This window comes from Sphingomonas sp. 66-10, assembly GCF_001897045.1.
Classification (GTDB): domain Bacteria; phylum Pseudomonadota; class Alphaproteobacteria; order Sphingomonadales; family Sphingomonadaceae; genus Sphingomonas; species Sphingomonas lycopersici.
This window is the reverse complement of the sequence record NZ_MKRR01000030.1, coordinates 46,232-57,321: the sequence shown is the minus strand read 5'-3', so window position 1 is coordinate 57,321 and position 11,090 is coordinate 46,232. Positions and strand designations below refer to the sequence as shown.

Below are 11,090 nucleotides of genomic sequence, written 5' to 3'. Positions count from 1 at the left end.
CCGCATCGACCGCTGCGATCGCCGCCAGCGCGTTCGACACCCAATGATTGCCCGGCTGGGCGATCGTGAAGCTCAGCTCTCGCTCGCCGACCCTGGCGGTGACGAAGGTGCCGTTCGCCAGCCGCATCGCCTCGACCGGGTGGACATCGGCGCCGGCATCGCGCCCGAAGGTGACGATCCGCGCGGCATAAGGCGTGGCCGCCGCGATCAGCCGGTCGCGATGCGGGCTGTCATAAGGGACGATCGCCACCCCGCCGGGCTCCAACCCGCGGAAGATCTCACCCTTGGCATCGGCGATCGCGCTTTCGTCGGGGAAGAATTCGGTGTGCGCCGGGGCGATCGCGGTGACGATCGCGATATGCGGCCGGACGAGCGTGGTGAGATGCGCGAGCTCGCCGGCGTGGCTCATCCCCATTTCGAACACGCCGAAGCGCGTGTCGCGCGGCATCCGCGCGAGGCTGAGCGGGACCCCGGTGTGGTTGTTGTAGCTCTTGACCGAACGATGCACCGCGCCGCGCGCGCCGCGATCGAGCGCGGCGAACAGCGCCTCCTTGGTCGAGGTCTTGCCGACCGACCCGGTGACGCCGATCACCTTACCCTGCATCCGCGCCCGCGCCGCGCGGCCCAGATCCTCCAGCGCGGCGAAGGTATCGGCGACGCGGACGTAAGGGTGCGCGGTATCTTGCGATACCAGCGCACCCGCCGCGCCCCGCGCGAAGGCTCCATCGAGGAATTTGTGGCCGTCGGTTTCCGCGCCCTTCATCGCGACGAACAGATCGCCGCTGCCGATCTCACGGCTGTCGAACGCGACCCCCGAAACGGCGAAGTCGGCAGAAGGCGTGCCGCCGGTGGCGGCCGCGATCTCGGCTGAGGTCCAGAGCGTCATTACCCGGCTATAGGATCAGGGCCGCGTCAACGCAGCCCGCTCACCGCATCGCCGGTGACCAGTTCGTATCGCAGCCCGAGCTTGCGACGCTCGCGCGGGCGCTTCTCGCCGTCCACCTGGGCGAACGGACGGGCGGGGATGTTGATCTTCCTTTTCACGCTACCTCCCTTGCGACAGTTACATCGTCGAACGGCAGGACGAGATCACCGACGATCTGGCCCTGTTCATGCCCCTTGCCGGCGATCAGCACGATATCCTCCGCGCCGGCCATGCGGATCGCCTCGGCGATCGCGGTGCGGCGGTCGCCGATTTCGAGCGCGTTGGGCGCGCCCTCCAGAATGTCGGCGCGGATCGCCGCCGGATCTTCGCTGCGCGGATTATCGTCGGTGACGATCGCGATATCCGCCGCCGCGGCGGCGATCTGCCCCATCGGCTCGCGCTTGCCGGCGTCACGGTCGCCGCCGGCGCCGAACACCAGGATCAGCCGCCCCGCAACATGCGGGCGCAGCGCCGCGATCGCCGCCTCCAGCGCATCGGGGGTATGCGCATAATCGACATAGACCGGTGCGCCGCTGGGGGCGATCACCGCGCGTTCGAGCCGCCCGCGCACCGGCTGGAGCCGCGCCAGATTGGCGATCGTCGCCGCGACATCGCCTCCGGTGGCGATCACCAGCCCCGCCGCGACCAGGGCATTGGCCGCCTGATAGGCGCCGATCAGCGGCAGCGTCACCTTATGCTCGCGCCCCTCGGCGGCGATCACCAGCCCCTGCCCGAGCAAGGTCGGATCGCGCGACACCAGCCGCAGCGTGTCGCCATGTTCGCCGACCGTCACCAGCTTGTTGCGGCGCGCGCGGGCGAGATCGATCACCCGTTCGGACTGCGGGTCGTCCACCCACACCACCGCGGTGCCGTCATCGCTCAGCACTTCGGAGAACAGCCGCAGCTTGGCGGTGAAATAGGCCGCCATGTCGCCGTGATAATCGAGGTGATCGCGGCTCAGATTGGTGAAGGCCGCCGCCGCCACCGGCACGCCCTCGGTGCGATATTGGCTGAGGCCGTGGCTCGACGCCTCGAATGCGAGATGCGTTACCCCCTCGCGCGCCAGCCCGGCGACATTGGAGAGGAAGGTCACCACATCGGGGGTGGTGAGCCCGGTCGTCACCTGATCGTCTGCGGTCGAGACGCCCAGGGTGCCGATCGAGGCGGCATGATATCCGGCCATCCGCCACAGTTGGCGCGTCATCTCGACCGTGGAGGTCTTGCCGTTGGTACCGGTGACCGCCACCGACACCGCCGGAAACGGCGCGAAGAAGGTCGCGGCGAGCGCGGCGAAGGTGGCGCGCGGGTTGCTGCTCGCGATATGCGCCGCGCCTTCGACCGTCGCGCCCGGCCGCGCGACCACCGCGACTGCGCCGGCGGCGATCGCCGCGGGGATATAATCCTCGCCGTTGACGCGCTGGCCCTCGAACGCGCCGAACACATTGCCCGGCGCGACCTTGCGATGATCGATCGCGAAGCCGGTCACCTGCGCGGCTTCGTTTCCGCCGGTGATCTGGCCGAGCTTCATTCCGCGCTCCCTTTTTCTTCTTTTTTGTTGGGCGCCTTCCACAGCAGCGGATTGAGGTCGCTTTCGTCGATGTCGCGATGATCATCGGGGATCACCCCGAGCAGCGCGCCGGTGCGGCTGACCACCCGGCTGACCACCGGGGCGACGGTATAGGCAGCGGTGGTCTGGAACGAATTGGCCTGCACGCGCTTGGCCGAATCCATCATCACGATCACGACATAGCGCGGCGCGTCCATCGGGAAGGCCGAGGCGAAGGTCGAGACGTTGGTGTTCCGGGCATAGCCGCCGCGCTGCGCCACCTCGGCGGTGCCGGTCTTGCCGCCGACACGATAACCCGGCGCCTCGCCGCGACGCCCGGTGCCGTCGAGCACGACGAGCCGCAGCAGCTGACGCATCCGGTCGCTGGTCGATTGCTGGAGCACGCGGCGCCCCTTGGCTTCATGCCCCGGCTGGGCCTTGAGCAGGGTCGCCGGGCGCCAGATCCCGCCGTTGACCAGCGCGGCATAGGCGCTCGCGAGGTGCAACGGGGTCACCGCGATGCCGTGGCCGTAAGCGGTGGTCATCACCGTGGTGCGCGCCCAATAGGTCGGCCAGATCGGCCGCCCCTTTTCGACCAGTTCGATATCAGGCTTGGTGCTGAAGCCCAGCCGGCGGAACATCGTCTGCATCCGCTCCGCACCGACCTCATCGGCGATCCGCGCGGTGGCGATGTTCGACGAATAGATCAATGTTTCCGGGATGTTGAGCCAGCGCTTCTGCTCGTGCCCGCGATCGTCGTGGATCGTATAGCCGCCGACCTTGATCGGCGCGGTCGCATCGAACCGGCGGCTCATGTCGGTGACGACGCCGAAATCGATCGCCGCCGCCATCGCGATCGGCTTGAAGGTCGAGCCGAGCTCGTAGACCGACTGGGTGACGTTGTTGCGCAGCTCCTCGGTGCCGGCCATCCCGACGCGGTTGGGATTGAAATAGGGCAAGGAGACCATCGCGATCACTTCGCCGGTGTGGACGTCGAGCACGATCCCGCCCGCGCCCTTGGCCTGCATGTCGTTCATCGCGCGGCCGAGTTCGCTTTCCATCGCGGCCTGCACGCGGCTGTCGATCGACAGCTGCACCGGGGTGCCGTTCTGCGCCGGATCGGTCAGCCGCGCGTTGAGCGCGCGCTCCATCCCGGCCATGCCCTTGCCGTCGGTCGAGAGATAGCCGAGCGCATGCGCGGCGAGCGACGATTGCGGATAGAGCCGCTGCGACTCCCGCTCGAACACGATCCCCGGCTCGCCGATCGCATTGACCGCCTCGACCAAGGCGGGGCTGGCGCGGCGGTTGAGATAGGTGAACGATACCTTCTTGGTGATCTGCGCGTAGAACCATTGCTGGCTGCCGATATCGGGCATCAGATCGGCGAGCTTCTGCGCGATCTCGCTGCGGTCGCCGAGCAGGCGATCGGGATGGACGCCAATCGCCCAGGCGTCGATCGTCCGCGCGAGCGGCTCGCCGTTGCGATCGACGATATCGCCGCGCGGCGCGGCGCCGAGGATCGCGGGTCGCGTCGGCCGCCCCTCGATCGCGAGCCACGCGAGCCGCCCGACGACCAAGGTCACCGCGGCGGCGAACAGCAGCATCAGCATCATCAGGCGCAGATGCTGCGTCGCGAGCAGCGCGTGGCGCGCCTCGCTGGCTTTTACCGATCGAGCAGGGCGCGCGACCAGCGAGGTCAACGCAGCCGCCGTGCCTCGGCGCGCGCGCCGCTCGCCAGATCGCCCATCGTCGTGTCGCTGAGCAGCGACTTGTCGAGCATCGCCACCGCCTTCGCCTTGCGCGAGATCGGCGCGGACGAAGCCAGTTCGGCATGCATCACCACCGCCGCCGCGAGCTTCGGCGCGGGCCGGTCGGCCGCCGGCTTATCCTTCGCCTTGGCCTTGCGCGCCGCGACGGTCGCGTCGGCGAGATCGCCGTGCATCACCACCGCCGGGATCAGCCGCGGCGCGGCATCGCCGCTATGCGCCGACACCTTCATCAAGGTCGCGGGCCGCGCGGCGGCGACCGCCACCGCGGGGGCCTCGTCGATCACCGGCGCCGGCGCAGCAGCGCGGACCGGCCCCGGCGACGACGGCACGAGCAGCGACGCGGTGCGCACTGCGCCCTGCTGCTGGCCCGGGACCTGCGCCGGGACGCCACGGTCGAAGCTGATCGAGGCGAGCTGCCCCTCGTCACGCACGAACTGGCCGGCGGTCGGCGAGGCGAGCGCCAGCGTGTCGCCGTTCCAGCGTTCGAGCTGGGTCAGGTTGGAGCGCACGTCGAACTCGGTCTCCAGCGCGCGGATATCGCGCTGGGCGAGGCCGATGCGGACATTGACCTGCTCGAGCCGCTTGCGCTCGGCCGCGACCTGAAGCGAGACCAGATAGAAGCCCAGCGACACGATCACCACGCCGCCGAACCAACCCAGACCTTTCAATCGATACGTCGCTGCCATCGTTACGCCTCCACAAACTCGACACCGGCATCCCAGGCCGCGGCGGCGGTGCGCCGCGCGGTGCGCAGCGTCGCCGACCGCGCCCTGGGGTTGCGTGCCACTTCCGCCGCGCTCGGGCGCACTGCCTTCGCCGCCGGCTCGAAACTCGGGGACCGCGCCTCGCGCGCTTCCGGCCGGTGCCGCGACCCCGCCGGGGTCGATCCGCTGCGCTCACGCAGGAAGCGCTTCACCAGCCGGTCCTCCAGGCTGTGAAACGTCACCACCGCCAGCCGCCCGCCCGGCGCCAGCACCCGCTCCGCCGCGGCGAGCCCGCGGGCGAGCTCCTCCAGTTCGCGGTTCACATGGATGCGGATCGCCTGGAAAGCGCGCGTCGCCGGATCCTTCTTGTCGTGCGGCCGATGCCCCAGCGCACGCCGCACGACCTGCGCCAGCGCGCCGGTGGTGGTCAGCGGGCGCGCCGCGACGATCGCCTTCGCCACGCGGCGCGAACGCGGCTCCTCGCCGTAACGCCACAGCACGTCGGCGATCAGCGCCTCGTCCGCGGTGTTGACGAAATCGGCCGCCGACGGCCCCGATTGCGACATGCGCATGTCGAGCGGCCCGTCGCCCTGGAAGGAGAAGCCGCGCTCAGGCCGGTCGAGCTGCATCGACGAGACGCCGATATCCATCACCACGCCATCGACCGGGGGCACGCCGCGCGCATCGAGCTCGCCGGCCAGGGCGGAAAATTCGGCCGGCACGAGGATCAGGCCGGCTTCGGCGCTTTCCAGCGCACGCCCGGCGGCGATCGCATCGGGGTCGCGATCGAAGGCGAACACCCGCGCGCCCTTTGCCAGCAGCGCGCGGGTGTAGCCCCCCGCGCCGAAGGTCGCGTCGACCATCGTCTCACCGGGCGCCGGGGCAAGCGCCGCCAGCACCTCGTCGAGCAGCACCGGGATATGGGGGTCGGCCGGCGCGGTCACAGCGCATACCCCTTTTCCTCGCAGGCGAACTCGACATATTCCTTGAGGAACGGGTCGATTCCCGGCGTCTCGATCAGGATCTTCGGGCTCCAGATCGTGATCCAGTGGAACGATCCGTGGAAGAAGGCGACATTGCCGATCCGCGCATATTTGCGCTCGAACGCCGGCATGATGAACCGCCCGCTGCCGTCGAACGGCAAGGGCTCGGCACCGCCGGCGCGATCGAGGATATTGTAATCGGTGCGCCCGCTCTTCTCGAACTGCGCGGCATCGAGCTGCTCGAGCCGCGCCTTCCAGAAGGGCACGAACTTCGGATCGTAGGCGATCAGGCAGCGATGCTCGGGGTGCGGGGCAATGATGACGGTGCCGCCGTCCTTGCCGTCTTCGCGCGGGGAATTCTTCGCGAGCATGGCGCGCAGGGTGTTCGGGATGGCAACCCGCGACTTCTCGTCGACGAGCGCGATACCCTTTCCCTGATAGTCGACCCTTTCCGACACGCCCACCTCACCCGGCGACGGACGCGCTTCTCCGGCCCGGAAATCGGCCACCCCGGCCGCCCGGTGCTTGCGAAGATTGAATACAGCGAGTCCGCCCCTCTGCAGCTCTGATAGATATCAGGGCTCTTCGGGGATGGGAAGGGAAATCTGGGGTAAGTCGGGGAAAACGCGCCTAATCGGGGGGTTTTCCTCCCTCGAACATGGGCGCGGGGCAATGTTGTTCCACTTCCGTTCGCGCAATGAGGGCGCCGGAATCGGGGACAATTGGGGAAACGGGGGCGATTTCCCCATTTTTCCCCGGCGATCGCGCGGACATCGTGGAATCAGTCGTCATGTCGGATCAGCTCCGGCTGACGGCCAAGGGAAGCAGCGGATCGTGCTGCATCGGGCGCTCAGTGGTGCGGCGTGGCCGGCGCGGCGCCGTTGGTCGTGGCGGGCGCGACGCCGAGTTCGGCGAGCGGCTCGTTCGGCGCGGTCGCGGCCGGGACGGTATTGTTGGCCAGCGTCATATTGGCGACCGCCTCCGCCTTCGGGGCGTCGATCGTCGCGACGGGCTTCTCGTGGCTCGCCGCGCTGAAGATCGCGCTGGCGAGCCCGATCAGCAGCACGACCGCGGCAAGGCCGATCATGCCGACGCGCACGCGCTGTGCCGTCTGGTTCGCTGCTGTCTGATTAGGGGTAGGTATTTCGGTCTTCATCCGTCGCGCGAGGGTAACGCAACATCGTGCCTTTGTCGAATTTTACAATGTTATCCGCGCTGCAAGCCTTTGTCGGCGAGCCATTCCGGGTTGTAGAGCGTGGAAAGGTAACGGAAACCCGTATCGCACAGGATCGTCGCGATCCGCTTGCCCGGCCCCAGCTCGCGCGCGAGGCGCACCGCGCCGGCGACATTGATCCCCGACGACAGGCCGAGGCACAGCCCCTCCTCGTCGAGCAGCCGCGCCACCCAGTCGAGCCCTTCCTGATCGGGGATGCGGAATTGCGTGTCGACCGGCGCGCCCTCCAGATTGGCGGTGATCCGCCCCTGCCCGATCCCTTCGGCGACCGACGACCCTTCGGCCTTCAGTTCGCCGCAGGCGTAATAGGAATAGAGCGCGGCGCCAAAGGGGTCGCTCAGCGCGATCGTCACCTTCTCGTCCTTCGCCTTGAGCCCCATGCCGACCCCGGCAAAGGTGCCCCCGGTGCCGACCGCGCAGGTGAAGCCGTCGACGCGCCCGTCCATCTGCGCCCAGATCTCCTCGGCGGTGCCCGCGATATGCGCCTTGCGGTTGGCGATATTGTCGAACTGATTGGCCCAGATCGCGCCCGGCGTCTCCTCGGCGATGCGGCGTGAGGTGTGGACGAAATGATATTGGCTCGAATAGGGCGCCGCCGGCACCGTCACCAGCTCCGCCCCCAAGGCGCGCAGCGTATCCATCTTCTCGCGCGACTGGGTGTCGGGCATCACGATGATCGTGCGATAGCCCTTGGCATTGGCGACCAGCGCCAGCCCGATCCCGGTATTGCCCGCGGTGCCCTCGACGATCGTCCCGCCGGGCTTGAGCTGGCCGCGCGCCTCGGCATCCTCGACGATGAACAGGGCCGCGCGATCCTTCACGCTGGCGCCGGGGTTGGCGAATTCGCATTTGCCGAAAATGTCGCAGCCGGTCTCCTCGCTCGGGCCTTTCAGCCGGACGAGCGGGGTGTTGCCGATCAGCGCAAGCGTGTCGCGGGCGGTGGTGAGCATGACGCATGAAATGGCGCGCCCGGCGCCGCGTGGCAACCTCGCTCGGACTTTCAGGGGCTAAAGACAGCGCGATTGCGCCGTCGCCCCGGTCTTGAGCCCAGGCGACGGAGAGTTAGACTTTGGCATGACACGGAAATCATCCTTTCCCCCGGTCGTCGACCAGCACACGCGGCTGCTGATCCTCGGCAGCCTGCCCGGCGAGCGCAGCCTGGCGGAGCAGCGCTATTATGCGCATCCGCAGAATCAGTTCTGGCGACTGGTCGGCCATGCGATCGGCCGCGACCTCGCGACGCTGCGCTATGAAGCGCGACTCGCCGCGCTGCGCGAGGCGCGGATCGGGCTGTGGGACGTGATCGCCTCCGCCCGCCGCATCGGCAGCACCGACGCCGCGATCCGCGAACATGACGCCAATGACCTCACCACCCTGACCGACTCGCTGCCCGATCTGCGCGCGGTGGCGTTCAACGGCGGCACCGCGCTGCGGCTCGGCCGCCCGCTGCTCGCGGGGCGCGATCTGGCGCTGGTCGCGCTGCCCTCGTCGAGCCCGCTCCACACGGTGAAAATCGAGCTCAAACAGCCGCAATGGGATGCGCTGGCCGGGTTTCTCGCATGATTGCGCGGCAAAACGAGACATTTGGGGCATAAATATTGTCGCGAATCGGTTTTGCCGCCTTGACGATAGCCCCGCCGCGGGTATGGCGTCGCGACGCTATGAAGACCCTTTTCCTCGTTCCCGCCGCCGTCGCGCTGGTCGCGCTTTCCGCCTGCAATTCGAAGCCGGAAAAGGCCGAAGTGATCGACACCAACCCCGATCCCATGGCCGCTCAGCTCGCCAACAAGGGCGCTGTCGAGCTGCCGCCGGCGATCAAGGCTGAAAAGACCTTCCGCTGCAAGGACAACAGCCTCGTCTATGTCACCTTCTTCCAGGGCGACAAGCAGGCGATCGTCAAGACCAAGAAGGACGGCGCGCCGACCACGCTGAAGGCCGAGAAGGCGGGCGATCCGCTGGTCGCCGAGGGTGGCTGGAAGCTGACCGGCGATCCGTCGCACATCACGCTGACCGCGGGTGGCAAGGGCGAGCAGAGCTGCAAGTCCTAACCGGTCGACATTTCCCATCACACGGGCTGGCGTAGCGATACGCCGGCCCTTTTTCATTTGACGGCGAGCACTTGCCAGCCGCCGCGCGGCGCGGCACCTTCGGCCTATGGCGACAATCGCGGTCTATAGCCTCAAGGGCGGCGTCGGTAAGACGACGCTGGCGGTCAATCTCGCCTGGTGCGCGGCGGCGCGGTCCGCGCGGCGCACCTTGCTGTGGGATCTCGATCCGCAGGCCGCGGCAAGCTGGATCCTGGGGCGCGAATCGAAGCGCGATCGCGCGCAGGCCGCCTTCTCGCGCGAGGTCGACGCGCACAAATTGATCCGCGACACCCCGGTCGAGCGGCTCGAGCTGCTCCCCGCCGACGCCTCGTTGCGCGAGCTCGATCATCTGCTGCGCGAAATGGACAAGAAGAAGCGGCTGTCGAAGCTGATCGCCGGGCTCGGCGACTACGACCGCGTAATCCTCGATTGCCCGCCGGGACTGACCGAGACCGCCGATCAGGCGGCGCGCGCCGCCGATCTGATCGTCATCCCGGTCGTCCCCTCCCCGCTCGCGCAGCGCGCCTATGACGAGGTCGAACGGCATCTCGGCGGCAAGACCGCGACGTTGCCGGTCCACGCTCTGGTCGATCGCCGCCGGCGGATGCATCAGGAGGCAGTGGCGGCGCGGCCCGACTGGCCGGTCATCCCGATGGCAAGCGTGGTGGAGGCATCCGCCGCGGCGCATCGCGCGGTAGGCGAAGCCGCGCCGCGCAGCGCCGCGGCGGCAGCCTTCCTCGATATCTGGCAAAGGATCGAACGACGTCTCGCTTCATGAGCTTCGAACGGCTCGACCCGGCGATGGTGCTCGGCGCCTATTCGGTCGGCGTGTTCCCGATGGCCGACGGGCGGGACGCGCCCGGGGTCTATTGGGTCGAGCCGCGGCGCCGCGCGATCATGCCGCTCGACGGCTTCCACCTGTCGCGCTCGCTGCGCAAGACGATCCTCGCCGATCATTTCCGCGTCACCGCCGACCGCGCCTTCCCCGCGGTGATCCGGCTGTGCGCCGAGGCCGCGAGCGATCGCCCCGAGACCTGGATCAACCGCTCGATCGAACAGGTCTTCCTGCGGCTGCACGAGACCGGGCATGCGCATTCGATCGAATGCTGGCACGGCAATTCGCTGGTCGGCGGGCTCTATGGCCTCGTGCTCGGCCGCGCCTTTTTCGGCGAGAGCATGGTGAGCCGCGCGACCAATGCCTCGAAGGTCGCGCTCGCCGCTTTGGTCGCCCGGCTGCGCGCCGGCGGGTTCACCTTGCTCGATTGCCAGTTCATGACCGAACACCTCGCCTCGCTGGGCGCGGTCGAGATCGATCGCGCCGATTACATGGTGTTGCTGGGCGAGGCGTTGGCCGGCTTGGTCTCGGCGACCGGCGCATCGTCGCCTGGCGCGGCATCGTCGCTGTTCGCCCCGGCGGAGGCGCCGGCGGATTTCTTCGCGGTGGAGGCGGCGATCACGTCGGTCTCCGCGCCCTTCGCCGGGAAGGACATCGTGCAGCTTTTGGCCCAGACATCGTAAACCGGGTGCTGCACCACGTTGAGCCCGGGCCGTTCCTTGAACAGCCAGCCTGAAAAGGCGCGGTGCCACGCCTTGTCCACGCCGCGCACGTCGAGCTGGACGAACGCGCCGGTCAGCTGTTCCTGCTCCCACGGCGCGGTGGTTTCGCACGCACGCAGGCGGACGATCGTATCGCCGACCTGAACCGCCTGCCCCGGCTTCATCGTCAGCTCACGGCTGACGCCGTTGCGCTTGTTGAGGATGCCGATCACCGCGACTCGCTGCGCCATCGGCGTCGTCCCGGCATCGGCCGCGGCGCTGTCGCCGCCGACGGTCGTGACGCCG

13 protein-coding genes and 1 pseudogene are annotated in these 11,090 nt (G+C 68.5%); 4 read left to right on the top strand and 10 right to left on the bottom strand.

The features are described 5' to 3' along the window. From BGN95_RS03855 to BGN95_RS03815, 9 genes are all read right to left on the bottom strand, one after another. The coding region (locus BGN95_RS03855) for a UDP-N-acetylmuramoyl-tripeptide--D-alanyl-D-alanine ligase (RefSeq protein WP_502688245.1) at positions 1-886 on the bottom strand (886 nt) is incomplete at its 3' end. Between the two features lie 26 nt (positions 887-912). Then, positions 913-1,044 carry a hypothetical protein gene (locus tag BGN95_RS03850; RefSeq protein ID WP_265269061.1) on the bottom strand — a complete coding sequence of 44 codons (132 nt, stop codon included), beginning with the start codon at positions 1,042-1,044 and terminating at the stop codon, positions 913-915. Further along, positions 1,041-2,453 carry a UDP-N-acetylmuramoyl-L-alanyl-D-glutamate--2,6-diaminopimelate ligase gene (locus BGN95_RS03845; protein WP_286771671.1) on the bottom strand — a complete coding sequence of 471 codons (1,413 nt, stop codon included), beginning with the start codon at positions 2,451-2,453 and terminating at the stop codon, positions 1,041-1,043. The genes BGN95_RS03850 and BGN95_RS03845 overlap by 4 nt, the downstream gene beginning before the upstream one ends. Beyond that, the gene (locus tag BGN95_RS03840) at positions 2,450-4,171 is read right to left on the bottom strand and encodes a peptidoglycan D,D-transpeptidase FtsI family protein (protein ID WP_179510773.1); all 1,722 of its coding nucleotides are present in this window, start codon (positions 4,169-4,171) and stop codon (positions 2,450-2,452) included. The genes BGN95_RS03845 and BGN95_RS03840 overlap by 4 nt, the downstream gene beginning before the upstream one ends. Further along, complete coding sequence (locus BGN95_RS03835) at positions 4,168-4,926, bottom strand: hypothetical protein (protein ID WP_286771670.1); 759 nt, start codon at positions 4,924-4,926, stop codon at positions 4,168-4,170. Before BGN95_RS03835 ends, BGN95_RS03840 begins: the two co-directional genes overlap by 4 nt. 2 nt (positions 4,927-4,928) lie before the next feature. Next, entirely contained in the window at positions 4,929-5,888 is a 960-nt protein-coding gene (gene rsmH, locus BGN95_RS03830) for a 16S rRNA (cytosine(1402)-N(4))-methyltransferase RsmH (RefSeq protein ID WP_286771669.1), read from the bottom strand. Continuing rightward, entirely contained in the window at positions 5,885-6,385 is a 501-nt protein-coding gene (locus tag BGN95_RS03825) for a division/cell wall cluster transcriptional repressor MraZ (protein WP_179513537.1), read from the bottom strand. The genes rsmH and BGN95_RS03825 overlap by 4 nt, the downstream gene beginning before the upstream one ends. Positions 6,386-6,777: 392 nt before the next feature. Continuing rightward, positions 6,778-7,026, bottom strand: coding sequence for a hypothetical protein (locus tag BGN95_RS03820; protein ID WP_265269059.1), 249 nt, complete (start codon positions 7,024-7,026; stop codon positions 6,778-6,780). A gap of 107 nt (positions 7,027-7,133) precedes the next feature. Beyond that, on the bottom strand, positions 7,134-8,111 hold the full coding sequence (locus tag BGN95_RS03815) for a cysteine synthase A (RefSeq protein WP_179510769.1): 978 nt from the start codon (positions 8,109-8,111) through the stop codon (positions 7,134-7,136). Between the two features lie 124 nt (positions 8,112-8,235). Here BGN95_RS03815 and BGN95_RS03810 point away from each other — a divergent pair, with 124 nt between their 5' ends. The 4 genes from BGN95_RS03810 to aat all read left to right on the top strand — a co-directional run bounded on the left by BGN95_RS03810 (position 8,236) and on the right by aat (position 10,766). After that, on the top strand, positions 8,236-8,724 hold the full coding sequence (locus BGN95_RS03810) for a DNA-deoxyinosine glycosylase (protein WP_286771668.1): 489 nt from the start codon (positions 8,236-8,238) through the stop codon (positions 8,722-8,724). Between the two features lie 98 nt (positions 8,725-8,822). Further along, positions 8,823-9,209: a hypothetical protein gene (locus BGN95_RS03805; RefSeq protein WP_179510767.1), complete on the top strand. Its 387-nt coding sequence runs from the start codon at positions 8,823-8,825 to the stop codon at positions 9,207-9,209. 106 nt (positions 9,210-9,315) lie between these two features. Next, positions 9,316-10,026, top strand: coding sequence for a ParA family protein (locus tag BGN95_RS03800; RefSeq protein ID WP_179510766.1), 711 nt, complete (start codon positions 9,316-9,318; stop codon positions 10,024-10,026). Beyond that, on the top strand, positions 10,023-10,766 hold the full coding sequence (gene aat / locus BGN95_RS03795; protein ID WP_265314424.1) for a leucyl/phenylalanyl-tRNA--protein transferase: 744 nt from the start codon (positions 10,023-10,025) through the stop codon (positions 10,764-10,766). The genes BGN95_RS03800 and aat overlap by 4 nt, the downstream gene beginning before the upstream one ends. 35 nt (positions 10,767-10,801) lie before the next feature. Here aat and BGN95_RS03790 read toward each other — a convergent pair. Beyond that, positions 10,802-10,969 (bottom strand): annotated as a pseudogene (locus tag BGN95_RS03790) (DUF2155 domain-containing protein); the annotation flags it as partial. Positions 10,970-11,090: the final 121 nt, after the last annotated feature.